At 69.9% G+C, this 24,596-nt stretch carries 23 protein-coding genes and 1 pseudogene; 2 read left to right on the plus strand and 22 right to left on the minus strand.

Translation table 11 applies throughout. The annotated features are described in order from the left end of the window. Nucleotides 1-34: 34 nt before the first annotated feature. On the plus strand, nucleotides 35-616 hold the full coding sequence (locus MRBLWH7_RS05475) for a DUF3043 domain-containing protein (protein ID WP_341999916.1): 582 nt from the start codon (nucleotides 35-37) through the stop codon (nucleotides 614-616). Here the strand turns inward: MRBLWH7_RS05475 and MRBLWH7_RS05480 are convergent. The 7 genes from MRBLWH7_RS05480 to MRBLWH7_RS05510 form a co-directional block, all read right to left on the minus strand. After that, nucleotides 591-1,634: a quinone-dependent dihydroorotate dehydrogenase gene (locus MRBLWH7_RS05480; protein WP_341999918.1), complete on the minus strand. Its 1,044-nt coding sequence runs from the start codon at nucleotides 1,632-1,634 to the stop codon at nucleotides 591-593. The genes MRBLWH7_RS05475 and MRBLWH7_RS05480 overlap by 26 nt on opposite strands. An 18-nt stretch (nucleotides 1,635-1,652) precedes the next feature. Beyond that, on the minus strand, nucleotides 1,653-2,144 hold the full coding sequence (gene nrdR, locus MRBLWH7_RS05485; RefSeq protein ID WP_341999919.1) for a transcriptional regulator NrdR: 492 nt from the start codon (nucleotides 2,142-2,144) through the stop codon (nucleotides 1,653-1,655). A 31-nt stretch (nucleotides 2,145-2,175) separates the two neighbouring features. Beyond that, nucleotides 2,176-3,477, minus strand: a complete 1,302-nt coding sequence (gene hisD, locus MRBLWH7_RS05490) for a histidinol dehydrogenase (protein WP_341999920.1) — start codon at nucleotides 3,475-3,477, stop codon at nucleotides 2,176-2,178. 30 nt (nucleotides 3,478-3,507) lie between these two features. Continuing rightward, on the minus strand, nucleotides 3,508-4,530 hold the full coding sequence (locus MRBLWH7_RS05495) for a hypothetical protein (protein WP_341999921.1): 1,023 nt from the start codon (nucleotides 4,528-4,530) through the stop codon (nucleotides 3,508-3,510). Nucleotides 4,531-4,651: 121 nt separating this feature from the next. Next, complete coding sequence (gene dnaE, locus MRBLWH7_RS05500; RefSeq protein WP_341999922.1) at nucleotides 4,652-8,170, minus strand: DNA polymerase III subunit alpha; 3,519 nt, start codon at nucleotides 8,168-8,170, stop codon at nucleotides 4,652-4,654. Nucleotides 8,171-8,278: 108 nt separating this feature from the next. After that, nucleotides 8,279-8,728, minus strand: coding sequence for a hypothetical protein (locus MRBLWH7_RS05505; protein WP_341999924.1), 450 nt, complete (start codon nucleotides 8,726-8,728; stop codon nucleotides 8,279-8,281). A 9-nt stretch (nucleotides 8,729-8,737) separates the two neighbouring features. Next, nucleotides 8,738-9,307, minus strand: a complete 570-nt coding sequence (locus MRBLWH7_RS05510) for a GNAT family N-acetyltransferase (RefSeq protein WP_341999925.1) — start codon at nucleotides 9,305-9,307, stop codon at nucleotides 8,738-8,740. A gap of 77 nt (nucleotides 9,308-9,384) precedes the next feature. Between MRBLWH7_RS05510 and MRBLWH7_RS05515 the strand changes: the two genes are divergently transcribed. Continuing rightward, on the plus strand, nucleotides 9,385-9,861 hold the full coding sequence (locus MRBLWH7_RS05515) for an NUDIX domain-containing protein (protein ID WP_341999927.1): 477 nt from the start codon (nucleotides 9,385-9,387) through the stop codon (nucleotides 9,859-9,861). A gap of 27 nt (nucleotides 9,862-9,888) precedes the next feature. Here the strand turns inward: MRBLWH7_RS05515 and MRBLWH7_RS05520 are convergent, their stop codons facing one another. From MRBLWH7_RS05520 to murF, 15 genes and pseudogenes are all read right to left on the minus strand, one after another. After that, nucleotides 9,889-10,809: an RluA family pseudouridine synthase gene (locus MRBLWH7_RS05520; RefSeq protein WP_341999929.1), complete on the minus strand. Its 921-nt coding sequence runs from the start codon at nucleotides 10,807-10,809 to the stop codon at nucleotides 9,889-9,891. A gap of 289 nt (nucleotides 10,810-11,098) precedes the next feature. Then, a pseudogene (gene lspA / locus MRBLWH7_RS05525) lies at nucleotides 11,099-11,626 on the minus strand (signal peptidase II); the annotation flags it as partial. Between the two features lie 3 nt (nucleotides 11,627-11,629). Next, a complete protein-coding gene (locus MRBLWH7_RS05530) occupies nucleotides 11,630-12,199 on the minus strand; it encodes a DivIVA domain-containing protein (RefSeq protein WP_341999931.1) in 570 nt (189 codons plus the stop codon). A 136-nt stretch (nucleotides 12,200-12,335) separates the two neighbouring features. Further along, on the minus strand, nucleotides 12,336-12,635 hold the full coding sequence (locus MRBLWH7_RS05535) for a YggT family protein (RefSeq protein ID WP_341999933.1): 300 nt from the start codon (nucleotides 12,633-12,635) through the stop codon (nucleotides 12,336-12,338). A 9-nt stretch (nucleotides 12,636-12,644) separates the two neighbouring features. After that, the gene (gene sepF, locus MRBLWH7_RS05540; RefSeq protein WP_220289416.1) at nucleotides 12,645-13,109 is read right to left on the minus strand and encodes a cell division protein SepF; all 465 of its coding nucleotides are present in this window, start codon (nucleotides 13,107-13,109) and stop codon (nucleotides 12,645-12,647) included. A 32-nt stretch (nucleotides 13,110-13,141) separates the two neighbouring features. Further along, nucleotides 13,142-13,828, minus strand: a complete 687-nt coding sequence (locus tag MRBLWH7_RS05545) for a YggS family pyridoxal phosphate-dependent enzyme (RefSeq protein ID WP_341999935.1) — start codon at nucleotides 13,826-13,828, stop codon at nucleotides 13,142-13,144. After that, complete coding sequence (gene ftsZ / locus MRBLWH7_RS05550) at nucleotides 13,829-14,983, minus strand: cell division protein FtsZ (protein ID WP_341999937.1); 1,155 nt, start codon at nucleotides 14,981-14,983, stop codon at nucleotides 13,829-13,831. Between the two features lie 176 nt (nucleotides 14,984-15,159). Continuing rightward, nucleotides 15,160-16,173 (minus strand): FtsQ-type POTRA domain-containing protein, encoded by a 1,014-nt coding sequence (locus MRBLWH7_RS05555; protein ID WP_341999939.1) that lies wholly within the window; start codon nucleotides 16,171-16,173, stop codon nucleotides 15,160-15,162. 7 nt (nucleotides 16,174-16,180) lie between these two features. Beyond that, complete coding sequence (gene murC / locus MRBLWH7_RS05560; RefSeq protein WP_341999940.1) at nucleotides 16,181-17,587, minus strand: UDP-N-acetylmuramate--L-alanine ligase; 1,407 nt, start codon at nucleotides 17,585-17,587, stop codon at nucleotides 16,181-16,183. 75 nt (nucleotides 17,588-17,662) lie between these two features. Beyond that, nucleotides 17,663-18,067, minus strand: coding sequence for a hypothetical protein (locus MRBLWH7_RS05565; RefSeq protein ID WP_341999943.1), 405 nt, complete (start codon nucleotides 18,065-18,067; stop codon nucleotides 17,663-17,665). 1 nt (nucleotide 18,068) lies between these two features. Continuing rightward, entirely contained in the window at nucleotides 18,069-19,154 is a 1,086-nt protein-coding gene (locus MRBLWH7_RS05570) for a UDP-N-acetylglucosamine--N-acetylmuramyl-(pentapeptide) pyrophosphoryl-undecaprenol N-acetylglucosamine transferase (protein ID WP_341999945.1), read from the minus strand. A 119-nt stretch (nucleotides 19,155-19,273) separates the two neighbouring features. Next, nucleotides 19,274-20,563 (minus strand): putative lipid II flippase FtsW, encoded by a 1,290-nt coding sequence (ftsW, locus tag MRBLWH7_RS05575; RefSeq protein WP_341999947.1) that lies wholly within the window; start codon nucleotides 20,561-20,563, stop codon nucleotides 19,274-19,276. Beyond that, nucleotides 20,499-22,067, minus strand: coding sequence for a UDP-N-acetylmuramoyl-L-alanine--D-glutamate ligase (gene murD / locus MRBLWH7_RS05580; protein ID WP_341999949.1), 1,569 nt, complete (start codon nucleotides 22,065-22,067; stop codon nucleotides 20,499-20,501). Before murD ends, ftsW begins: the two co-directional genes overlap by 65 nt. Then, the gene (gene mraY / locus MRBLWH7_RS05585) at nucleotides 22,064-23,176 is read right to left on the minus strand and encodes a phospho-N-acetylmuramoyl-pentapeptide-transferase (protein ID WP_341999951.1); all 1,113 of its coding nucleotides are present in this window, start codon (nucleotides 23,174-23,176) and stop codon (nucleotides 22,064-22,066) included. The genes murD and mraY overlap by 4 nt, the downstream gene beginning before the upstream one ends. Then, nucleotides 23,173-24,585 carry a UDP-N-acetylmuramoyl-tripeptide--D-alanyl-D-alanine ligase gene (gene murF / locus MRBLWH7_RS05590; protein WP_341999953.1) on the minus strand — a complete coding sequence of 471 codons (1,413 nt, stop codon included), beginning with the start codon at nucleotides 24,583-24,585 and terminating at the stop codon, nucleotides 23,173-23,175. The genes mraY and murF overlap by 4 nt, the downstream gene beginning before the upstream one ends. Nucleotides 24,586-24,596: the final 11 nt, after the last annotated feature.

Here is a 24,596-nt window from a genome sequence, read left to right on the forward strand (position 1 = left end):
TGCACCCCTTCTTCCCGCACTCCGAGGATCATCCGTGGCCAAGAACACCGACCCCGTGCCGAACGACGCCCCTTCCGAGGGCGCCGTCCTGAACGGCATGCCCGCCGGCAAGGGCCGCGCGACCCCCTCTCGGGCCGAGCAGGAGGCCGCCCGCAAGCGCCCCCTGGTGCCCGATAGCAAGGAGGCGAAGGCGCGGGCCAAGGCGGATCTCGCCGCGCAGCGCGAGAAGGCCCGCATCGGCATGGCCAACGGCGATCAGCGGTATCTCCCTGCCCGCGACCAGGGTCCGCAACGCAAGTTCGTGCGCGACTGGGTCGACGCCGGCTGGCACCTCGGCGAGGCGGTCATGCCCGCCATGGTGCTCGTCATCCTCGCGACGTTCCTGCCGATCCCCGCGCTCCAGTACTACGCCTTCGTGGGCCTCTGGATCTTCATCTTCTTCGTCATCGGCGACATGGTCATCACGTCCATCACCGTCAAGCGCGCCGTCAAGAAGAAGTTCGGCGAGGGCAAGGTCGAGAAGGGCCTGGGCTGGTACGCCGCCATGCGCACCGTGCAGATGCGCTTCCTCCGTCTTCCGAAGCCGCAGGTCAAGCGCGGCCGGAAGCCGGCCTGAGCTTCACCAGACCCCGGTTGATCTGCCGCGCCCACAGCGGGCCGCGGTAGAGGAAGGCCGTGTAGCCCTGCACGAGGGTGGCGCCGGCATCCAATCGCTCCTGCACGTCGGCGGCGGTCTCGACGCCGCCGACCGAGATCACCGCGAACCCGGCGGGCACCGCCTGGCGCAGCAGCCGCAGCACGTCGAGCGCCCGCGCCTTCAGCGGCGCTCCCGACAGCCCGCCGTCGCCGGCGGCCGCCACCGTCGCCGGGTCGGTGACGAGGCCCTCGCGTGAGATCGTGGTGTTCGTCGCGATGATCCCGGACAGTCCGGCATCGACCGCGAGCTGCGCGATCGCCACGATCTCGTCGTCGGGGAGGTCCGGCGCGATCTTCACCAGCAGCGGCGTGGCGCCCGCGGCGTCGCGCACGGCGTCGAGCAGCGGCCGGAGGGTCTCGACCGCCTGCAGGCCGCGCAGTCCCGGGGTGTTCGGCGATGACACGTTCACCACGAGGTAGTCGGCAAGCGGCGCCAGCAGGGTCGCGCTGCGGACATAGTCGGCGGTCGCATCGGCGACGTCGACGACGCGACTCTTGCCGATGTTGACGCCCAGCACCGTGCGACGCGAGCGCTTGCGCAGCGTGCGCAGACGTGTGGCCGCCGCCTCGGCGCCGTGGTTGTTGAAGCCCATGCGGTTCACGACCGCGCGATCCGGGATCAGCCGGAACAGCCGCGGCCTCGGGTTGCCGTCCTGCGGGATCGCCGTGACGGTGCCGACCTCGACGTGACCGAAGCCGAGGGCGTGCAGCCCCGATGCCCCCTTCACGTCCTTGTCGAACCCGGCGGCGACGCCGAACGGCGAGTCGAAGGACAGCCCCAGTGCGGTGGTCGCCAACGCCGATGCGGGCCGGGTGATCGCACGCGTGGCCCACGAGAACGGCGGGACCCCCAGCATCCGTATCACGACCATCGCCGAATGGTGGGCGGACTCGGGGTCCATGCGCGACAGGACAGTGCGGAAGAGGAGGGGATACATCCCTCCTAGGCTATCCGGTCACTCCGAGGCGGCCGCCGCGCTCTCATCGCGAGCCGGCGCGCGACCGTGGTCGGCTCGCAGCTGGTCGATCGCGGCCTCGAAGTCCTCGAGGGAGTCGAACGCCTGGTAGACGCTCGCGAAGCGCAGGTAGGCGACCTCGTCGAGGTCGCGCAGCGGGCCGAGGATCGCGAGGCCGATCTCGTTGGCGTCGAGCTGCGAGGCGCCGGTCTGCCGGATGCTCTCCTCCACGGTCTGCGCCAGGACCGCGAGGTCGGCGTCGGTCACGGGCCGGCCCTGGCACGCCTTGCGCACGCCCGACATGACCTTCTCACGGCTGAACGGCTCGATCACGCCGGAGCGCTTGACGACGTTGAGGCTCGCCGTCTCGATCGTCGTGAAGCGGCCGCCGCACTGGGGACACTGACGACGGCGACGGATGCTGAGACCGTCGTCGCTGGTGCGCGAGTCGATGACGCGTGAATCGGCGTGACGGCAGAACGGGCAGTGCATGGCAGAGACAGCCTACGCCGGGAATCCCGGCTCAGTCCTGGAAGCGAGCCGTGATGGCCTCGCCGTGGGCGGGGAGCGCTTCGGCCTCGGCCAGCGTCACGATGGCGTCGTGGACAGCGGCGAGGGCGTCGCGGTCGTACTCGATGACCTGCTGAGGACGCAGGAACGTCGCAGCCGAGAGGCCGGACGAATAGCGCGCCTGTCCCCCGGTCGGCAGGACGTGATTGCTGCCGGCGAGGTAGTCGCCGAGGCTCACCGGGGAGTCGGCGCCGACGAACACGGCGCCCGCGTGCACGAAGTCCTCGGGGCGCGGGTCGGCGAGGTGCAGCTCGAGGTGCTCGGGCGCGTAGGCGTTGCTGAACGCGGTCGCCACGGAGATGTCGTCGACGAGCACGATCGCGGACTGCGGTCCCGCGAGGGCGGCGGCGACGCGCTCGGCGTGCCGGGTCGCGGCCGCGCGGGGCGCGACGGCCTCGAGCACTCCGGCGGCGAGGCGCTCCGACGTCGTCACGAGGACTGCGGAGGCCTGCTCGTCGTGCTCGGCCTGGCTGATGAGGTCGACGGCGACCAGGCGCGCGTCGGCGCTGTCGTCGGCCACCACGAGGATCTCGGTAGCGCCGGCTTCGGCATCCGTCCCGACGAGACCCGCCACGGCGCGCTTGGCGGCGGCCACGAAGTTGTTGCCGGGGCCGGTGACCACGTCGACCGGCTCGAGGCCGAGCGACGCGACGCCGTGGGCGAGGGCGCCGATGGCGCCCGCCCCGCCCATCGCGTACACCTCGGTGACCCCGAGAAGCTTCGCGGCGCCGAGGATCACCGGGTGCACGCGGCCCGCGAACTCGCGCTGCGGTGGAGAGGCCAGCGCGATCTCGGACACTCCCGCGACCTGCGCCGGCACGACGTTCATGACGACGCTCGACGGGTACACGGCCTTGCCGCCGGGGACGTAGAGACCGACCCTGCGCACCGGCTGCCACCGCTGCGTCACCCTGGCGCCGGGTCCGAGCTCGGTCACCGTCGGCGCGGGCACTTGCGCGGCGGATGCCTCGCGCACGCGCTCGATCGCCTGCTCGAGTGCGGCGCGCACGGCGGGGTCGAGCGCCTCGAGCGCCTCGTCGAGGTGCGCGGCGGGGACGCGGATGTCGTGTCCCGCCACGCCGTCGAACCTGTCGGCCTGCTCGCGGAGAGCGACCTCGCCGCGCGCGGCGACGTCTTCCACGATGTGCGCGGCGGTGGCGAAGGCCTCTTCGCGCGCCGCCTCGGCACGGGGAACGGTCGCGAGGAGTTCCGCGGGCGAGAGCGTGCGCCCGCGCAGGTCGATCGTCCGGAGCATCCGTCTACGGTACCGCGCGCGGTGCCGGTGTCAGCCGCGCGTGACGCCCGAGACGTCGTGCAGGTAGCCGATGCGGCCGTCCTCGTGGCGCACCACGAACACGTCGCCGCGGTCCTCGATCACGAGGGCCCACGCGCTCGGGCCGATGCGGAAGACCGGGATGCCGATCTCGTCGACGATGTCGCGCTCCTCGGGCACGAGCGCCCAGAAGGCCTGGTGCTGCGCCGCGGTGGCGGCCGCCGGCTCGACGGTCGACGTCGGATTCTCGACGTGCTCGAAGGACTCACGGGCCTGCGTCGGCTCGTTCGGCGCCGGCGTGGCCGGCTCCTCCGCCGGCACGACCTGCTCGTCGAGCGGGATGACGGTGGTGGCGAAGTCCTCGTTCGCGGACGCGTCCGGCGTCGCTGCGGCTTCAGCGCCTTCCGTCGCGGCACCTGCCGGGGCGTAAGGCGTGTACTCGGGCTCGACCTCGGGCTCCGGCTCGGGTCGAACGTGCGCAGGGCGAGGCGACACGCGCCGGACCGGGCGGGCGCTGCGGTGGGCAGGAACCTCGGGGCGACCACGGAAGTCCTGCGCGAATGGCGCGATGAACGGCGCGGCGACCGTGAGCACGACGCCGGCGAGCATGAGGAAGAACTCCACCCACACGACCCACGAGGCGAGGAAGCCCTGGCCGACGGAGAGCCGCACGAACGAGTTCCACAGGATGGACAACCACAGCACGGTGGCGACGGAGAAGGCGACCGAGGCGAACTGATCGATGCCGAGCGAACCCACACGCCGGATGCCCTGCGGCGACAGGCGGCGCAGCACGATCAGGAACACCGCGATGGTGGGGACGCCGATCGTCAGCACCCAGTCGATGCCGCTGGTCCAGACCGACGGCGCCGACTCGAACGGGCCGTAGATCGGGAAGAACGACACCACGAACGCGACGATCCACGTGCCGACGAGGGCGACCTCGCGGATGGAGAACGGTCCGACGCCGTACTGCGGCGGCTCTTCGGTCGCAACCGCCTCGTCGATGTTCTCGCCCTGCTTCTCGTCCGTCACGATGTTTCCTTCCGGCGAGCTCCCGAGGCTCGCGTCGACCCGATATTACCCACGGCGTATGAGACGCCGATGAGACGACGCGACGCGCGGCGACACGCGCCGGCGCCCGCGCACGATTGCTTCACCCCAGGCATTGCGGCCCGAGAAGTCCCTTGAGCTCGCCGTACAGATCCGGGGTGATCCGCACGGTGTGCGGGACCTCGAAGACCTTGGCCACCGTGCCGCTGTGGAGCTTGAGCGACACCTCGGTGTCGCCGGCGTGACGGTTCAGGGTCTGCAGGAGCTCGCCGACGAGCGCCTCGCTCGCGCGGCGCTCCGGAATGATCAGCACCAGTGCGCTGGACTCGTCCATGCTTCCGAGATCCGGGGCGAACGCCGACTGCGCGTGGAGGTTCATACCGTCGTCGCGACGCGAGACGCGGCCGCGCACCACGAGGATGGAGTCCGCCTGCAGCATGTGCTGGAACTCGGTGTAGGTCTTGCCCATGAACATGACCGTGATCTCGCCGTCGAAGTCCTCGACGGTGATCATGCCGTAGGGATTGCCGCTCTGCTTGGCCACGCGGTGCTGCACGCTCGTGACCAGGCCGGCGATCGTCACCTGGTCGCCGTCACCGACGTCCTCCGAGGCGAGCAGATCGTGGATGCTGGTCGACGCGTGCTTCGCGAGCGGGATCTCGAGCCCCGCCAGTGGGTGGTCGGACACGTAGAGGCCGAGCATCTCCCGCTCGAACGCGAGCTTGTCCTTCTTGGTCCACTCGGGCCGGTCGGGCACCTTGGCCGCCTGGTGCGGCTCGTCGTCTGCCCAGAGCGAGTCGAAGTCGAAGCCGACCTCGCCGTTGGCCTCGCGGCGCTTGTCGAGCACGGCGGCCTCGGTCGCGTCCTCATGGATCTCCATGAGTGCGCGGCGCGTCGATCCCATCGTGTCGAACGCGCCGGCCTTGATGAGCGACTCGACCGTCCGCTTGTTCGCGACGTGTACCGGCACCTTCGACAGGAAGTCGTGGAAGCTCGTGTAGGGTGCATCGGCCCGCGCGGCGACGATGCCGTCGACGACGTTGCCGCCGACGTTGCGCACCGCCCCGAGGCCGAAGCGGATGTCTTCGCCGACGGCCGCGAAGTAGCGGATCGACTGCCCCACGTCCGGCGGGAGCACTTTGATGCCCATGCGGCGGCACTCGTTGAGGTACACCGCCATCTTGTCTTTCGAGTCGCCGACGCTGGTGAGGAGCGCGGCCATGTACTCGGCCGGATAGTGGGCCTTGAGGTAAGCCGTCCAGTAGGACACGAGCCCGTAGGCGGCGGAGTGCGCCTTGTTGAAGGCGTAGTCCGAGAAGGGAAGCAGGATGTCCCACAGCGCCTGGATGGCGGCCTCGCCGAACCCGCGCTCCTTCATGCCGCCGGAGAAGCCCTCGTACTGCTTGTCGAGTTCGGACTTCTTCTTCTTGCCCATGGCGCGGCGCAGGATGTCTGCCTGGCCGAGCGAGAAGCCGGCGACCTTCTGGGCGATGGCCATGACCTGCTCCTGATAGATGATCAGGCCGTAGGTCGTGTCGAGGATGTCCTTGAGGGGCTCTTCGAGCTCGGGGTGGATCGGCGTGATGTCCTGCAGCCCGTTCTTGCGCAGCGCGTAATTGGTGTGCGAGTTCGCACCCATCGGGCCCGGGCGGTACAGGGCGATCACGGCCGAGATGTCTTCGAAGTTGTCGGGCTTCATCAGCCGCAGCAGGGATCGCATCGGCCCGCCGTCGAGCTGGAAGACCCCCAGCGTGTCGCCGCGGGTGAGCAGGTCGTAGGCGGGGCGGTCGTCGAGCGTCAGGTGCTCGAGGTCGAGCTCCTCCCCGCGGTTGAGGCGGATGTTGTCGAGCGCGTCCGAGATGATCGTGAGGTTGCGCAGCCCCAGGAAGTCCATCTTGATGAGGCCGAGGGTCTCGCACGACGGGTAGTCGAACTGCGTGACGATCTGGCCGTCCTGCTCGCGCCGCATGATCGGGATGATGTCGAGCAGCGGCTCCGACGACATGATCACGCCGGCCGCATGCACGCCCCACTGCCGCTTCAGTCCCTCCAGCCCGAGTGCACGGTCGAACACCGTCTTCGCCTCGGGATCGGTCTCGATCAGCGTGCGGAACTCGACAGCCTCCTTGTAACGCGGATGCTGCGGGTCGAACATTCCGTCGAGCGGCATGTCCTTGCCCATGACAGGCGGCGGCATGGCCTTCGTCAGGCGCTCCCCCATGCTGAACGGGAACCCGAGGACGCGTCCCGCATCCTTCAGGGCCTGCTTCGACTTGATGGTGCCGTACGTGACGATCTGCGCGACCCGCTCGGAGCCGTACTTCTCAGTGACGTAGTCGATCACCTCACCGCGGCGGCGGTCGTCGAAGTCGACATCGAAGTCAGGCATCGAGACGCGGTCCGGGTTGAGGAAGCGCTCGAAGATGAGGCCGTGCTCGAGCGGGTCGAGGTCGGTGATCTTCATCGCGTAGGCGACCATCGAGCCCGCACCCGAGCCTCGGCCGGGGCCGACGCGGATGCCGTGGTCCTTCGCCCAGTTGATGAAGTCGGCGACGACGAGGAAGTACCCCGGGAAGCCCATCTGCAGGATGATGCCGGTCTCGTACTCCGCCTGCTTGCGCACCTTGTCGGGGATGCCGCCCGGGTACCGGTAGTGGAGCCCGCGCTCGACCTCCTTGATGAGCCAGCTGTCTTCGGTCTCGCCGTCGGGGACCGGGAAGCGCGGCATGTAGTTCGCGGCAGTGTTGAACTCGACCTTGCAGCGCTCCGCGATCAGCAGCGTGTTGTCGCACGCCTCGGGATGGTCGCGGAAGAGCTGGCGCATCTCCTGCGCGGTCTTGATGTAGTAGCCGTCGCCGTCGAACTTGAACCGATTCGGGTCGTCGAGGGTGGACCCGGACTGCACGCACAGCAGCGCCGCGTGCGCGTCGGCCTCGTGCTGGTGCGTGTAGTGGGAGTCGTTGGTGGCCACCAGAGGGATGCTGAGATCCTTGGCGAGTCGCAGCAGGTCGGACATGACCCGCCGCTCGATCGAGAGGCCGTGATCCATGATCTCGGCGAAGTAGTTCTCCTTGCCGTAGATGTCCTGGAATTCCGCGGCCGCCGCCCGGGCCGCGTCGTACTGACCCAGGCGGAGGCGCGTCTGCACTTCGCCGGACGGGCAGCCGGTCGTCGCGATGAGTCCCTTGCCATACGTCTGCAGGAGTTCGCGGTCCATGCGCGGCTTGAAGTAGTAGCCCTCCATGCTCGACAGCGAGCTCAACCGGAACAGGTTGTGCATGCCCTCGGTGGTCTCGCTCCACAGCGTGGTGTGCGTATACGCACCGGAGCCGGAGACGTCGTCGCTCTTCTGCTCGGGCGTGCCCCACGCCACACGAGACTTGTCGCTGCGGTGGGTGCCGGGCGTGACGTACGCCTCGAGTCCGATGATCGGGTTGATGCCTGCGGCCTGCGCCGCACGATAGAACTCGAACGCCGCGAACGTGTTGCCGTGGTCGGTGACGGCGATGGCCGGCATGCCGTACTCGGCCGCAGCCTGCGTCATCGCCCCGATCTTGGCCGCTCCGTCGAGCATCGAGTACTCGCTGTGCACGTGCAGATGAACGAAGGAATCGGATGCCACGCATCGAGTCTAGGTTCGGCCGCCGACACCTGCCGCGGCATCCGTCGTGAGTCGCGCACTCCCGCCGCGAGGTCCCCTCACCCTCGACTCGAGGATGAAGGCCGGATCTCAGAAGTCTTCGTCGAGGGCGTACTGGCGCTGCCACGACTCGGGGCGGTCGATCCTGAGGCCGTACAGGTAGCGGATCAGCTGCCCCTGGTGCTGGGTCTCGTGCTCGAGCAGCGCAAGCACGTAGCGGAGCGAGTCGTCGTCGGCGGGATCGATGCCGCCGACCCATTCGTCGACGGCGGCGGCGGTCTGGCCGAGCGCGGTACGGACCGCGGCGGCGTCCGACGAGCCGTCGCGCGCGACGGGGCTGGAGAATCCCTGCCACTCCCCCGCCCGTGCGGCCTTCGGGAAGCTCTCGCGCGCGCCGAGCACGCACCACAGCTGGTGTCCGATCGTGTCGGAGGGCAGATCTGCCAGATGCGAGCCGAGGTGCTCGGCGGGAATCGTGTCGATGAAGTCGAGGTAGAGGGTGTTGGCGCGCTCGAGCCGGCGGCGCAGGAGTTCGTTCACGCGTCCACGCTAGAGGTCGAGCCGCATGAGCACGCGGGGAAACCCCGACAGCACCGACTCGGTGTCGGCCGCCTTCACGAATCCCGCCTGCTCGAAGAGGCGGCGCGTGCCGACGTAGGCCATCGTCAGGTCGACCTTCTCGCCGCGGTTGTCGACGGGGTAGCCCTCGAGCACCGGGGCGCCGCGATCACGCGCGAAGTCGATGGCGCCGTCGATGAGTGCGTGCATGACCCCCTTCTTGCGATGACCGGGCCGGACGCGGAAGCACCACACCGACCATGCGTCCTGTTCGTCGACGTGCGGGATCTTGCGGAAGGTGGCGAAGTGTGTCTGCGCGCGCGGCGCGACAGCCGCCCACCCGACGACCTCCTCACCGTCGTACGCGAGCACGCCGATCGGTCCCTCCTCGTCGATGAGTCGCCGCACCCGCTCGCCGCGCTCCGGCCCCTTGAGCGCGAGGTTCTCCTTCGACGGGATGCGGTAGCTGAGGCAGAAGCACACATTGGAATCCGGATTCTTCGGACCGACCATCGTGGCGACGTCTTCATAGACCGTCGCAGGTCTCACCTCGATCGACATGCGAACACTCTGCCCGCAGCATCCGACATCGTCCAGGCGGTGGCGATCGCGCCCACCACGCCGCATAGGGTGTGAGCATGCCCACCCCGGATTTCGTCCTCGAGCTGCGCGAGAAGATCGGCACCCACCCTCTGCCGCTGGTCGGCGTGACCGCGGTGGTCGTCCGCGATGCCCGTGTGCTGCTCGGCCGGCGCAGTGACAACGGCCACCTCACGCCGGTCACCGGCATCGTGGACCCCGGCGAGGAGCCCGCCGATGCCGCCGTTCGGGAGACCCTCGAAGAGGCCGGCGTGGTCTGCCGGGTCGAGCGGCTCGCGTGGGTGCATCAGATTCCACGGGTCACGTACGACAACGGCGACCAGAGCGACTATCTCGACCTCGCGTTCCGCTGCCCGTGGGTGTCGGGCGAGCCCTACCCCGCCGACGGCGAGATGACGGAGGTCGGCTGGTACGAGCTCGCGGCCCTGCCCGCCGAGGTCAGCGCGGAGATGCGTCGCCGGATCGAGGTGGCGGTGCAGGACGAGGTCCCCGCACGCTTCGAGGGCGGGCGCTGAGCTCGCCTCGAGCCTGCTCCCGCCGGTTCAGTCGCCCCGCAGCAGGCTGAGAGCGTGGGCGAGGTCGGCCGGATAGTCCGACGTGAACGTGACCCAGTCCCCCGTCGTGGGGTGCGCGAACGAGAGCTCGCGCGCGTGCAGCCACTGACGGGTCAGGCCCAGCCGCGCCGACATCGTCGGATCCGCGCCGTAGAGCGGATCGCCGACGCACGGGTGCCGGTGCGCGGCCATGTGCACGCGGATCTGGTGGGTGCGGCCGGTCTCGAGGTGGATCTCGAGCAGCGACGCGCCAGGGAACGCCTCGAGCGTCTCGTAGTGGGTGACCGAGTCCTTGCCTTCCGGGGTCACCGCGAACTTCCACGAATGGGACGGATGCCGCCCGATCGGCGCGTCGATCGTGCCCGCGAGCGGGTCGGGGTGACCCTGCACGACGGCATGGTAGATCTTCTCGACCTCGCGCTCCTTGAATGCGCGCTTGAGCGCGACGTACGCGCTCTCGGTCTTGGCGACGACCATGAGCCCGCTCGTGCCGACATCCAGTCGGTGCACGACGCCCTGGCGCTCGGCGGCGCCGGTCGTCGCTATGCGGTAGCCGCCGGCCGCGAGGGCGCCGAGGACGGTCGGCCCCTCCCATCCGAGGGACGGGTGCGCCGCGACACCGGAGGGCTTGTCGACCACCACGATGTCGTCGTCGTCGTAGACGATGCCGAGGTCGGGCACCTCCACAGGCACGACGCGGGGCTCCTCCTTGGGCGCCCACGACACATCCAGCCACGCGCCGCCCCGCAGCTTGTCGGACTTGGCGAGCGTGCGCCCGTCCATCGTGACGCCACCGGCCTCAGCGACCTCGGCCGCGAACGTGCGGGAGAAGCCGAGCATCTTGGCGAGTGCCGCGTCTACGCGGACGCCGTCGAGGCCGTCGGGGACGGGTAGGCTGCGCGAATCCACGTCAGAGCTGGGCGCCCGACCCGGGCCGCTTCGGATCGTTGCCCGTCTCATGGTCGGCCTCGAACTCCTCGGCCTCGCGCTCGGCCTCTTCCTCGACCTTGCGCTGCTCCGCCTCGCTGAGCGGCGGCAGGCCGCGCTCGGCGGCGGGGATGCCGGCATCCGGGTCGGCCACGGGGAACTCGTCACCGAAGCCCTCCACGGTGCCGCCCGAGGCGAACTGGTCGCCTTCGGCGCCGAGCAGCGTCTCGTCGCTCTCGCTCTCGCTCTCGTTCTTGTCCTTGCGGCCGTGGTCGCGCGTACCGTCCATGTGAACCCCCACGAGTACCAGGAGTGCGATCGCGATCATGTCGCACACGATGAAGATGTCGGCGACGTTGTAGATCGCCGGGGACATGCCGGGGAAGAACCACATCCACGGCGTGTTGATGAAGTCGACGACGTGCCCGACGCCGAAGCCGGGGTCGCGGAACAGCCGGTCGGTGAGGTTGCCCAGGACGCCGCCGAGGAGGAGTCCGAGGGCGACCGCCCAGAGGCGCGAGCGCACGCGCGTCGCCGCGAGCCACGCGATGACGACGGCGACGGCGGCCAGCGCGATCGTGAAGATCCATGTGACCTCCTCGCCGAGCGAGAAGGCGGCGCCGGGATTGCGGGTCAGATAGAAGCTCAGGAAGTGGCCGAGGACCTCGACCGGCTCCTGGTACGGCAGATTCTCGAGTGCGAGATACTTCGCCAACTGGTCGGCGGCCAGCACCGCCACCGCGAGAACCGCGATGATGGTGCCGGCCGCCGCCTGACGAAGGGGAGGTCGGCGCGACAAGGCCTAGAGGCCCAGCGCGGAGACCGGCTGTGCGCCGGACGCCGTCGCCGTGGTCTCGAGGTCGCGCAGCTTGCCCTCGATGTAGCTGCGCAGCTGCGCGCGGTAGTCGCGCTCGAAGTTGCGGAGCTCGGAGATGCGGCCCTCGAGCGTCGTGCGCTCGCGCTCGAGCTTGGAGAGCTCCTCGCGACCGCGGGTCTCGGCCTCGGACACGATCGACGCCGCCTGCGACTTGGCGTCGGAGATGAGCTGGTCGCGCTGCGCGATGCCCTCGGCGACGTGCTCGTCGTGCAGGCGCTGGGCAAGCTCGATGATGCCGGCGCTCGCGGCGGGGCCGGCTCCGCCGACGGGGGCGGCCTCGACGACAGGCGCCGGGGTGGGCGCAGCGGCAGGTGCGGCAGCACCCGACTCGTACGCCGCCAGCTTGGCCTTCAGCTCCTCGTTCTCGGTGAGAGCCTTGCGCCACTCCACGACGATCTCGTCGAGGAAGTCGTCGACCTCATCCGGGTCGAAACCCTCCTTGAAGCGGACGTGCTGGAACTGCTTGGTGACGACGTCATCGGGGGACAATGCCATGGTGATTCCTCTTTCGAGCGTCTGGTCGCTGGCCGATGTCGGGGCGGCCGCCGGCTGGCGGCCGTTCGTATCAGCAAAGCATAGTCATCGGTTCTGAGAGTGTCGAAGCCGGCGACCGGGTCGGAGATGAGTCGGTTCAGCCCGCGATAGTGCGGGTGATGCTGAGCAGGATGAAGCACAGCAGCATCGTCAGCGCGAACCCGAAGTCGATCGCGATGGCACCCACGCGCAGCGGCGGGATGAAGCGACGGAACAGCCGGATCGGCGGGTCGGTGACGGTGTAGATGATCTCCGCGGCGACCAGGCCCGCGCCCCGGGGGCGCCACTCGCGGTTGAAGAACGGGATCCAGTCGAGGACCAGGCGCGAGAGCAACACGAAGACATAGATGAGCAGCGCGAGGTTGAGGATCGCTGCGATGAGTTGGACGACTGCCACGTAGCCAGATTACGGCTGTGCGAACGGAACCGACTCCGGATCCGCCTGCGCGACCGCTCCGTCGCCTGACACGGCGACGTTCTCGGGCGACAGCAGGAACACCTTGCTGGTGACCCGCTCGATGCGTCCGTAGAGGCCGAGCGACAAGCCGCTCGCGAAGTCGATGAGGCGCCGCGCATCGGCGTCGCTCATCTGCGAGAGGTTGATGATGACGGGGATGCCGTCACGGAAGTTCTCCGCGATGATCTGGGCATCGCGGTACTGCTTGGGGTGCACCGTGAGGATCTCGTTGATCGCCGCGGGCGCCGGCTGACGCACGACCGCCGGGCGGTGGATCGGGGTCACCGGCGCCGCCGGCTTGTCGACCACCTTCTCGGAGGTGCGAGCACGCGGCTGAGGGGCCGGCTCTTCGTAGACCTCTTCCTCGTCGGCGAGTCCGAGGTACACCATGGTCTTCTTGAGCGGGTTCGACATCTGATCCTCCGTAGTGCTCATCTGTTCCGAGGCTAATCGCGTTCTGGCCTGGGTCCGGTGATTGCCGAACCGATGCGTAGGTGTGTCGCGCCGGCCGCGATGGCCTCGGCGAAGTCGGCCGTCATGCCCGCGGAGATCCAGTCGGCGTCGGCGACGACCGAGCGCACGACGCCCGAGAGACCGTTCAGGCGCTCGAAGGCGGGTGCGGGCGGCTCGTCCAGCGGTGCGACCGCCATCACCCCTCGCACGCGCAGCGAGGGCAGCGCCGCGGCATGCGAGGCGAGTGCCTCGAGGTCGCCCGGTGCGACTCCCCCACGACCCGGGTCGTCCGTGAGATTCACCTGCAGCAGCACGTCCAGGACGAGGTCGCCCGGCTCGGCGGCGGCGTCGAGCGCGTCGGCGAGGCGGGCGCGGTCGAGCGAATGGACGACGGATGCCGCGGCCCGGATCGCACGCGCCTTGTTGGTCTGCGCCTGCCCGATGAAGTGCCAGTGCAGGCCGTCGAGGTCTCCGACCTCGACGGCCTTGCGACTGAACTCCTGCTGCCGGTTCTCCCCCACGTCGCGCACACCGAGCCCGTACAGCTCCTTTACGAGCGACGCAGGGTGGAACTTCGTCACGACGATGCGGGTCAGCTCGGACGGATCGCGATGCGCTGCCCGCGCAGCATCCGCTATCCGTTCATCGATCGCCGCGAGACGCTCGGCGAGACCGCCCACTTACTTGAGGAAGTCGGGGATGTCGAGGTCGTCGTCGCCGAAGGCGGTGTCGTACGACGACTCGGTCACCGCGCCGACGGGCACCGGAACGGCGGCAGGCGTCTCGACGACATCGCGGTCCTTCGCAGCCTCGTCGGCGGGCGTCACCGGCAGCGCGGGGGTCGAGACGACGCGGGCGGCCGTGATCGGCTCGATCCGCGCTTGCGGCTCGCCGCCGTCGAAGCCGGCGGCGATGACGGTGACGCGCACCTCGTCGCCGAGCGTGTCGTCGATGACGGTACCGAAGATGATGTTCGCCTCGGGGTGCGCGGCCTCCTTGACGAGCTGCGCCGCGTCGTTGATCTCGAAGATGCCGAGGTTCGAGCCGCCCTGGATCGACAGCAGCACGCCGTGTGCGCCCTCGATGGAGGCTTCGAGCAGAGGCGATTCGACGGCGAGCTCCGCGGCCTTGATGGCGCGATCCGCTCCCCGCGCCGAGCCGATGCCCATGAGGGCCGACCCCGCTCCCTGCATGACCGACTTGACGTCGGCGAAGTCGAGGTTGATGAGACCGGGCGTCGTGATGAGGTCCGTGATGCCCTGCACACCGGCGAGGAGCACCTGGTCGGCCGTGGCGAACGCCTCGATCATCGAGATGCCGCGGTCGCTGATCTCGAGCAGGCGGTCGTTCGGCACCACGATGAGGGTGTCGACCTCTTCCTTCAGGCGCGCGACGCCCGACTCGGCCTGCTGCTGGCGGCGACGACCCTCGAAGGAGAAGGGCTTCGTCACGACACCGATCGTGAGTGCTCCTATCGACTTCGCGATCTTCGCGACCACCGGGGCACCGCCGGTGCCGGTGCCGCCGCCTTCGCCCGCGGTCACGAAGACCATGTCGGCGCCGCGCAGCGCCTCCTCGATCTCCTCCGCGTGGTCCTCGGCGGCGCGGCGACCCACTTCGGGGTCGGCGCCCGCGCCGAGCCCGCGTGTCAGCTCGCGTCCCACGTCGAGCTTGACGTCGGCGTCGCTCATGAGCAGCGCCTGGGCATCGGTGTTGATGGCGATGAACTCGACGCCTCGCAGGCCGAGCTCGATCATGCGGTTGACCGCGTTCACTCCGCCGCCGCCGACGCCGACCACCTTGATGACGGCGAGGTAGTTCTGGTTCTGGCTCATGCCGGCCTCCGTAGCCCTGGACCTGTCTAAACCTTCAACCTCTAGTAGAGGTATAAAGAATTGCCCGGTATGCAATTCCTTTGTCACGAAAGTAGGCGGATGCCGCGCGCGCGCTCGGACCGAGTCGGCGTGTCGCGGCATCTGGTGCCGGAAGTCGCTGCAGGAAGGCGCGGAGGTCAGCGGACGACGACGGCGTCCGGTGACGAGACGTCATAAGAGAACACGTCAGCGGGCGGGCGGGCGGCCATCGTCGCCTGCAGCACATACGCCTTCTTCGCCGACTCCTCGGCACTCCCCCACACCACCTGGGTGTTCGTGCCGCCCAGCTCGAGCGTGACGTCGTCGGGGGTGGAGGCCGTGACCGCCGTCACCTGTGCGCGGATCTCCTCGGGCAGCGATCGCATGACCCGGCCGGCAGCGGCGAAGGCCTCGGAATCCACGCCGCCGGTGATCGTGAGCAGCGGCGTGCCGGGGCTCGGCGTCGCCGTGGTCGAGAGGGCGACCCCCGCCGCGTCGACGAGCGTGTAGCCGGCGCGGGTCTCGATGAGGCCGATCGGCGTGCGCTCGACGATCCGCACCACCAGCTCGTGCGGCGGGCGCGCCTCGAGCGCGTAGGTCTCGATCAGCGGGAATGCGACGAGCTCGGCCTTGACGGCGCTCTCGTCCACGAGCGGCAACGGCGTTCCGAGCTGCCCCGACAGGGCGTCGGTGATGTCGGCGACGGCGAGCTGCTGCGCGCCCACCACCGTGATCTTCTCCACCCCGAAGAGCGGACTGTACGCGGCGCCGAGAGTGCCGAGGGCGAGGAGCAGAACGGATGCTGCCGCCCCGAGCCACACCGCACGCCGGCGTCGCTGGCGCACGGTGAAGCGGCGGATCTCGGCGCGCAGCGCCTTGCGCCGGGCGCGAGCCGCCTTGAACACCTCGCGGAAGCCGACGTCCGCAGCATCCGTCGCCTCGCCCGTCGTCGCCTCCGCGAGCGTCGGCTTCGCGTCGGCCAGCGGCGTCGGCGGCGCCAGCGGGATGACGGGCGCCGTGGGGCTCTCGTCGAGCGTCGGCTCCTCGGGCTCGCGCTCCGCCGTGCGCGGCGCGGGTGCATCGACGCGACGGGGGGCGCGCGCCGGCGCGGCCTTCTCCGCCGTGCCGCGCGAGGCGACCGGCGGCTGCGGCAACGGCGACGGGCGGCGCATACGACCCCTACGCTCCGGCGTCCTCGCGGCCGAGGGCCTCGAGCACCTGCGGAATGATGAGGTACACGTTGCCGCAGCCGAGCGTGATGACGTAGTCGCCGTCTCGGGCGACCGAGGCCGTGTAGTCGGCGGCCTCCTGCCAGTCGGGCACGTAGTGCACGTGCGACGGGTCCGCGAACGCGCCGCTCACGAGCTCTCCCGTGACACCGGGCACGGGGTCTTCGCGGGCTCCGTACACGTCGAGCATCACCGTATGGTCGGCGTACCGCTCGAGCACCTCGGCGAACTCGCGGTACATCTCCTGCGTGCGCGAGTAGGTGTGCGGCTGCTGGATCGCGATGAGACGCCCGTCGCCGACGACCGAGCGCGCGGCCGCGAGGGCGGCGGCGACCTCGGTCGGGTGATGGGCGTAGTCGTCGAAGACGCTCACGCCGCGCTCGACGCCGTGCAGCTCGAAGCGGCGGACGGTGCCGGCGAAGCCCTCGACCGCGCGGACCGCGGGCTCGAGATCGTGGCCGAGCGTGAGCAGCACGGCGACAGCGCCGGCGGCGTTGATCGCGTTGTGCGCGCCGGGCACCGGCAGCTGCGCGTCGACGGTCACGCCGTCGTGCGTGATGCGGAACGAGACGGGGCCGTCGGTCACGATGTCGCTGACCCGCACCGTGGCGCCGTCGGCTTCGCCGAAGGTGACGACGTGAGGGTGTGTCAGCTGGGCGGTGACGAGCTGCGCGCCCGCATCGTCGGACGAGATGACGACGGCTTCGCGCGCCTCGTTCGCGAACCGGGCGAACGCGGCGTAGAACGCGTCGCGCGTGCCCCAGTGGTCGAGGTGGTCGGGGTCGACGTTCGTGATGAGCGCGACCGACGTGTCATAGAGCAGGAACGTGCCGTCCGACTCGTCGGCCTCGATGACGAACAGGTCGTCCGAGCCGCTGCCGCTGGAGACGCCGAGCTGCGCGATCACGCCTCCGTTGACGAAGGTCGGCTGGACGCCGAGATCCCGGAGGGCGGTGACGATCATGCCCGTCGACGTGGTCTTGCCGTGCGCGCCGGCGACCGACACGAGGCGGCGGCCGCCGATCAGCCAGTACAGCGCCTGTGAGCGATGGATGACGTGAAGTCCGCGCTCTTTCGCGAGCACGAACTCGGGGTTCTCGGGCCAGATCGCGCCTGTGTGCACGACGGTGTCGACGTCGTCGGCGAGGTTCGCGGCGTCGTGCCCGACGTAGACGGTCGCACCGAGCTCAGCGAGTTCGCGCAGCGCCTTGCTGTCGGCGCGATCGGAGCCCGAGACGCGGATCCCGCGCTCCACGTACATGCGGGCGAGCCCCGACATGCCGGATCCGCCGATTCCGATGAAGTGCGCGGCGGTGATGTCGTCGGGAATGGGAAGACTGAGATCGGGTCTGATCATGACCGGTCAAGTCTAGGTCGGGTCACGGATGCTGCGGCCCCGGCGCGCTGGAGGGCCCGGCTCAGCCCGCTCGCGTCACAGCTTGGTGTTCGTGCACTCGCCGAGCTGCGACATCGACAGCGCCTCGGGGCACTCGTCGAGCCACCACCCCTCGCCGTACGCATCCTTGGTCATGTCGGTGTAGATCTCCCACCCGCCGCCGGGGAGCACCCGGTAGTACTGCGTGATCGGGTCGCCCTCGACGGTCGGTCGCGTCACTGCGAGCTCTGCGCCGGCGGACGTCGCCTCCTCGAGGCAGGCGATGTCTCCTGTCGGGACCGCCTCACCCTGATCGAGCTCGACAGTGCCGCACGACGGAAGCTCCTCGCGCTGCAGAAACGCCGTCGGAGTCGGTCCGCCCTTCGGCTCCCCCGGGCCGACGACGCATCCGCTCAACGCGAGGATGCACAGCGCGGTCAGTGAGGCCGTAATGACGCGCATCTCAGGCGCGGAGAGCGTCGTCGATCATCGCGACGACGTTCTCCGTACCCGTGCGGGTGCCGACGGATGCTGCGGCCGCCGCCATGGCCGCGCGGCGGGCCTTGTCGGCCAGGAACGGCACGACCTCGGACCGCACGCGCTCGCCGGTGAACTCAGCATCCGGGATCAGGATCGCCGCGCCCGCGCGGACCGCTGACGAGGCGTTCAGCGCCTGCTCGCCGTTGCCGACGGCGTACGGCACGTAGGCGGTGGGGATGCCCAGCGCACTGATCTCGCTGACGGTGGCGGAGCCCGCGCGCGAGACGATGAAGTCGGCGAGGGCGAAGGCAAGGTCCATCCGATCCACGTACCGGCGGACGACATAGCCGGGCGCGGCGGGGTCGACGAGTTCGGAGCGCTCGCCGGTGACGTGCAGCAGCTGCCACCCGGCGTCGACGACGGCGCGCCAGCCCTCGCCGTGTCCCTCGCCGAAGGCGGCGTTGAGTCGCTGGGCGCCGAGCGAGCCGCCGAACACGAGGAGCACGGGCTTCGCCGGATCGAGGCCGAAGTACGCGGCGGCCTGGTCGCGGAGCGCCTCGCGGTCGAGCGACACGATCTCGCGGCGCAGCGGCATGCCGACGACCGTCGAGCGCTTCAGCGGGGTCCCCTCGAACGCCACGCCGACGCCCGCCGCGCGACGGGCGCCGAGCACGTTCGCGAGACCCGGGCGGGCATTCGCCTCGTGCACGACGAACGGCACGTTCTCGCGCCGCGCCGCGACGTACGCGGGAGCCGACGCGTAGCCGCCGAACCCGACGAGGACGTCGACGCCGCGCTGGGCGATGTGCGCGCGCACCTGCGAGATCGCGCGGGGGAAACGCGCCGGGAACGCGGCCGCCGCCTTGTTCGGACGGCGCGGGAACGGCACCTTGTCGACGAACAGGAGTTCGTAGCCGCGCTCGGGCACGAGCCGCGCCTCGAGCCCCTCGCGAGTGCCGAGCACGAGCACCTCGGCCTCGGGGTCGCGTGCGCGCAGCGCGTCGGCGACAGCCAGGAGCGGGTTGACGTGTCCGGCGGTGCCGCCGCCGGCGAGAAGATACGTCGTCACTCCCCGAGCCTACCCGGCTCGGTCCCTCCCGGGTTTGGGGCGCGTCGCGGTCGTTCGGGGTGCACGGCGTGCGCCCCGAACGCACGCCGCACGCCCCAAACCCCGGCGGCAGCCCGTGGTCAGCGGACGGCGCGGAGCTTCGCGCGCTCGCGCGCGGCGCGGGCCGACGCGATCGCAGCTTCGCGGCGCGCGACGGATGCCGGCAGCGATCGCGCGAACGCGAGCAGCACGCCGCACGCCAGCAGCACCGACAGCAGCGACGTGCCGCCCTGCGACATGAACGGCAGCGGCACGCCGAGCACCGGGAACACGCGCAGCACGACCCCGATGTTGATGAGCGCCTGCCCGACGATCCACACCGTGATCCCGCCGGCCGCGATGCGCACGAACGGGTCGTCGGTCTTGCGGATGACGTGGAACGCGCCGACCGCGAAGAGGGCGAACAGCGCCAGCACGACCGCGCAGCCGATGAGACCGAGCTCTTCGCCCACGATGGCGAAGATGTAGTCGTTCGCCGCCGCGGGGAGCCAGTCGTACTTCTCGCGCGAGTTGCCCAGACCGAGGCCGAAGATCCCTCCGCTCGCGAGTCCCCAGATCCCGTGCAGCGGCTGGTAGCAGTCGTTGAAGTAGTCGTCGAGGCAATTCGGGTTCAGGAAGCTCATGAACCGACGCATGCGGTCGGGGCTCGTCACGGCGAGGAACGCCACGGCACCCGCCGCCGCGATCGCGGGCAGGACGAAGATGCGGAGCTTCACGCCCGAGAAGAACAGCGCGCCCAGCACGATGAGCACGAGGATCATCGCGGTGCCGAGGTCGTCGCCGGCGAGCACCGTCGCGATCGCGAGGCCCGCGACGGGGACGAGCGGGATGAACACGTGCTGCCACTTGGTCAGCAGTGTGCGCTTGCGGAACAGCACGAACGCGACCCACAGCGCCAGGCCGAGCTTGAGGAACTCCGACGGCTGCGCCTGGAAGCCGCCGATGATGATCCAGTTGCGGTTTCCGTCGGCGCCGTGGCCGAGCGGCGTGAAGACGAGGAGCTGGAAGGCGACGCCGAAGATGAGCGCCGGCCACGCGATCTTCTTCCAGAACGTCACCGGCAGGCGGCTCGCGATGAACATCAGCGGGATGCCGATCACGGCGAAGACGACCTGCTTGAGCACCATCTCCCACGGCGCCTCGCCGGCGGCGGTCGCCGTCGCGGAGGTCGCCGACAGCACCATGACCAGCCCGAAGACGGTCAGCAGCAGCGCGGTCGAGGCGATGAGCAGGAACTCGCTCGGCACGGGTGCGAACACGCGCCCGAGCGAGACGCGGGCGGCGAGCCCGCGACGTGCCGGCTTGTCAGCCTCGGTCGTCGCCGGGGCGGGGCGCGTCTGGCGGGCCCGAGGCGGCTGCGTCGTGGTCACCCGGGTCCCCCGTTCCGATCCGTTCCCTCACCGCTGCAGCGAATCTGCGGCCGCGGTCCGCGTACGACGCGAACTGGTCGAAGGATGCGGCAGCGGGAGCGAGAAGAACCACGTCCCCGTCACGCGCCACCCCTGCCGCCAGTTCGACGACCTGCGCCATGACCTCTTCAGTCTCATCGGCGTCCACCTCGAAGACGGGCACCGCCGGCGCGTGTCGCTCGAACGCGGCCACGACCGCGGTGCGGTCGAGGCCGATGACGATCGCCGCCTTCGCTCCGGCGCCGCGGCCCGAGACGAGGTCTGCGATGTCGACCCCCTTGAGGAGCCCGCCGACGACCCAGACGGCTCCCGGGTAGGCCGCGAGCGACGAGGCCGCGGCGTGGGGGTTGGTGGCCTTGGAGTCGTCCACCCACGTGACGCCGTCGTGGCGCGCGACGACCTCGATGCGATGCGGGTCGAGGCGGAAGCCGCGCAGCGCGTCGCGGATCGCCGCGGGTGCGACATCCAGCGATCGCGCGAGCGCCGACGCCGCCAGGATGTTCGCGACGATGTGCGGCGCCGCCAGTCCGAGGGAGGCGAGCTCCTCGACCGTGGTGAGTTCGAGGGCGCTCTTGTGCCGGTCCTCGAGGAACGCGCGGTCGACGACGATCCCCTCGACGACACCCAGGTCGCTCGGTCCCGGCACGCCGAGGTCGAAGCCGATGGCGCGGGCGCCCTCGACGACCTCGGCGTCTTCGACCATCGCCTGGGTGGCGGCATCCGCCTTGTTGTAGACGCAGGCCGCACGCGTGTTGTCGTACACGTGCGCCTTGGCGGCGCGGTACTCCTCGAACGATCCGTGCCACTCGAGATGGTCGTCGGCGAGGTTGAGGCACACCGCGGCGTAGGGCGACAGCGGGTCGTCCGAGTCCTGCAGCCCGAGATACCAGAGCTGGTGGCTCGACAGCTCGACCACCAGCGCGTCGAAGCCGGAGGGGTCCCGCACCGCGTCGAGCACCGGCGTGCCGATGTTGCCGACCGGCGCGGCGCGCAAGCCGCCCGCGACGAGCATGCTGGCCGTGAGACGGGTGGTGGTGGTCTTGCCGTTGGTGCCCGTGATGAGGATCCAGTCGGCGGGCGTGCCGTCCGCACGCACCACCTTGTCGCGCACGCGCCACGCGAGTTCGACGTCTCCCCACAGCGCGATGCCGTTCTCCCGCGCCCACGAGATGAGCGGATGCCGCGGCGCGAAGCCCGGCGACGCCACGACGACCTCGGGCGCGAACTCGATGAGCTCGGCGGGCACCGACTCGAGCGATCCCGTCCACAGGCGTGCGCCGATGACGGGCAGCAGGCGCTCGTACTCCTCGTCTGCCTTCTCGGTCACGACGAGGACGTCGGCGCCGAGCTCGGCGAGCGTGTCGGCGACGGAGAAGCCGGTGACCGAGAGGCCGAGCACGGCGACCCGCAGACCCTTCCAGTCGGCGTTCCAGCTGGTCAGGGCGCGGAGGCGATCCGGGGTCATGTGCGAGAGAGCCATTCGACGTAGAAGAATCCGACGCCCGACACCGCGAGGAGGCCGGCGATGATCCACATGCGCACGACGATCGTGACCTCCGACCACCCTCGCAGCTCGAGGTGGTGGTGGAACGGGCTCATGAGGAACAGGCGTTTGCCGCGCGTGATCTTGAAGTAGAGCCGCTGCAGGATCACCGACCCGGGGCCGATGATGAAGACGCCGGCGACCAGCACGGCCAGCAGCTCGGTCCGGGTGAGGATCGCCATCGCAGCGATGACGCCGCCGATCGCCATGGACCCGACGTCGCCCATGAAGACCTTGGCCTTGGGCGCGTTCCACCAGAGGAACCCGACCAGCGCCCCGACGAAGGACGCCGAGACGATCGCCAGATCGAACGGGTCGCGCGTCGGATAGCAGGCAGCCTTCGCCGCGGCCGAGAGCGCGTCGCCTCCCCAGCACGCCTGGTTGAACTGCCAGAACGCGATGAGGCTGTAGGCACCGACGACGAAGATCGCCGCTCCCGCGGCCATCCCGTCGAGCCCGTCGGTCACGTTCGTGCTGTTGGAGAACGCGACCCCGATGAACGTCACCCATGCGAGGTAGAGGATCCAGCCGATGACGAGCCCGAGCGTCATGAACCCCAGGGCCGGAACATCGCGGAAGACCGACACGAACGGCGACGCCGGCGTCTGGTCGAACTGGTTCGGGAAGTTCAGGGCGACGATGCCGAACGGCACCGTGACTGCGACCTGGCCGGCGACCTTGCGCCAGCCGCTCAGGCCCATGAACTTCTGCTGGCGCACTTTCATGTAGTCGTCGATGAAGCCGACCGCGCCGAGCCCGACCATCATCCAGATGACGAGCAGACCCGAGATCGTCGGCGGGTTGTTGCCCACGTAGCACCCGACCAGGTAGCCGACGATCGTGCCGACGATGAAGATGGTGCCGCCCATCGTGGGCGTGCCGCGCTTGGTCTGGTGGTTGGGGTTGCGGATGTCTTCCGGTGTCCGGATGACCTGGCCCCAGCCCCATTTGCGGAAGAGCCGCAGGAACACCGGGGTGAGGAAGAGGGTGAATGCCAGCGAGATCGCCGCCGCGGTAAGGAGAGATCTCACGAGAACGATTCTCCCAGACGATCGCCGAGGAACCGGAGCCCCGCTGAGTTCGAGGACTTCACCAGCACGCGGTCGCCGTCGCGCAGCTCGCCCTGCAGGTAGTCGAACGCCTCGTCGGCGGTCGAGAAGAAGACGGCCTCGTTGTCCCACGAGCCCTGCGCGACCGCCTCGAGGTACATGCGGCGCGCCGGGTCGCCCACGACGACGATGCGCTGGATGCCGAGTCTCACGGCCAGCAGCCCGACGCGGTCGTGCTCCTCTTCGGCGTACTCGCCGAGCTCGCTCATCGCGCCGAGCACGGCGACGGTGCGCTCGTCTGGCGCGGTGATCTGCGCGAGGGTGCGCAAGGCAGCCGCCATCGAGTCGGGGCTCGCGTTGTAGGCGTCGTTGATGATGCGCACGCGGTCCGAGCCGAGCGGCTGCATGCGCCACCGCTCGGCGATCTCGACGGTCTCGAGGCGAGCGACGGCATCGGCGAGCGAGACGCCGAACGTCGTCGCCGCGGCGATCGCGGCCAGCGCGTTCATCACGTGGTGCTCGCCCAGGACCCTCAGGCGCACCGGCAGCGAGACGCCGTCGGCGGTGACGGTGAAGGAGGTCCCGGATGCTGTGACCACGACGTCGTCGGCGCGCACATCGGCGGCGGGGCCGCGGCCGAACCAGCGCACCGAGGCACCCTGCTCGGCGGCGATCGGGGCCATCGCCGCAACCCGGGCGTCGTCGGCGTTGAGCACCGCCACTCCCCCGGTGCTCAGCGCGCGGACGAGCTCGGACTTGGCGTGGAACGTCGCCTCGATGCCACCGAAGCCGCCCGCGTGGGCCATGCCGACCATGAGCACGACGCCGACGTCGGGGTCGACCAGCCCGGCGAGGCGCGCGATCTCGCCGGGCGCGCTCGCGCCGAACTCGCTGACGAGGTACTTGGTGGTGCCGGTGACGCGCAGCATCGTGAGCGGCGCTCCGACCTCGTTGTTGAACGACGCCTTCGGCGAAACGGTCTCGCCCTCCCCCTCGAGGATGCGGGCGAGCAGGTTCTTCGTCGTGGTCTTGCCGTTTGACCCGGTGATCCCGACGACGCGCAGGTCTCCGGCATCCTTCACCGTCCTCACGACCTCGCGGGCGAGGTCCGCGATGGCGGCGACCACATCGGGCACCACGATCTGGGACACGGATGCCGTGACCCGCCGCTCGACGAGGGCCAGCGCGGCCCCCTTCTCGACGGCGGCGTCGACGAACAGATGCCCGTCGGTGGATTCGCCCGGCTTGGCGACGAAGATGCCGCCGGGCTCGATCAGGCGGGAGTCGGTGTCGACGGCCCCCGACACGACGGTGTCGAGGGTGTCACCGTTCTCGAGGTGCACCTCGCCCGAGACGGCACGGGCGATCTGGGCGATGTTGAGCGCGATCATGTGGGGAACTC

The organism is Microbacterium sp. LWH7-1.2, assembly GCF_038397755.1.
Taxonomy (GTDB): Bacteria; Actinomycetota; Actinomycetes; order Actinomycetales; family Microbacteriaceae; genus Microbacterium.

Bases quoted from the DNA above. Each gene is read 5' to 3' on its own strand.
- murF (WP_341999953.1), bottom strand. From the start codon at position 24,585: ATGATCGCGCTCAACATCGCCCAGATCGCCCGTGCCGTCTCGGGCGAG.
- sepF (WP_220289416.1), bottom strand. From the start codon at position 13,109: ATGTCGAACCCGCTCAAGAAGACCATGGTGTACCTCGGACTCGCCGAC.
- murC (WP_341999940.1), bottom strand. From the start codon at position 17,587: ATGATCAGACCCGATCTCAGTCTTCCCATTCCCGACGACATCACCGCC.
- MRBLWH7_RS05515 (WP_341999927.1), top strand. From the start codon at position 9,385: ATGCCCACCCCGGATTTCGTCCTCGAGCTGCGCGAGAAGATCGGCACC.
- ftsZ (WP_341999937.1), bottom strand. From the start codon at position 14,983: ATGAGCCAGAACCAGAACTACCTCGCCGTCATCAAGGTGGTCGGCGTC.
- nrdR (WP_341999919.1), bottom strand. From the start codon at position 2,144: ATGCACTGCCCGTTCTGCCGTCACGCCGATTCACGCGTCATCGACTCG.
- MRBLWH7_RS05565 (WP_341999943.1), bottom strand. From the start codon at position 18,067: ATGCGCGTCATTACGGCCTCACTGACCGCGCTGTGCATCCTCGCGTTG.
- MRBLWH7_RS05510 (WP_341999925.1), bottom strand. From the start codon at position 9,307: ATGTCGATCGAGGTGAGACCTGCGACGGTCTATGAAGACGTCGCCACG.
- MRBLWH7_RS05555 (WP_341999939.1), bottom strand. From the start codon at position 16,173: ATGCGCCGCCCGTCGCCGTTGCCGCAGCCGCCGGTCGCCTCGCGCGGC.
- MRBLWH7_RS05530 (WP_341999931.1), bottom strand. From the start codon at position 12,199: ATGGCATTGTCCCCCGATGACGTCGTCACCAAGCAGTTCCAGCACGTC.
- murD (WP_341999949.1), bottom strand. From the start codon at position 22,067: ATGACCCCGGATCGCCTCCGCGCCCTGACCAGCTGGAACGCCGACTGG.
- MRBLWH7_RS05480 (WP_341999918.1), bottom strand. From the start codon at position 1,634: ATGTATCCCCTCCTCTTCCGCACTGTCCTGTCGCGCATGGACCCCGAG.
- hisD (WP_341999920.1), bottom strand. From the start codon at position 3,477: ATGCTCCGGACGATCGACCTGCGCGGGCGCACGCTCTCGCCCGCGGAA.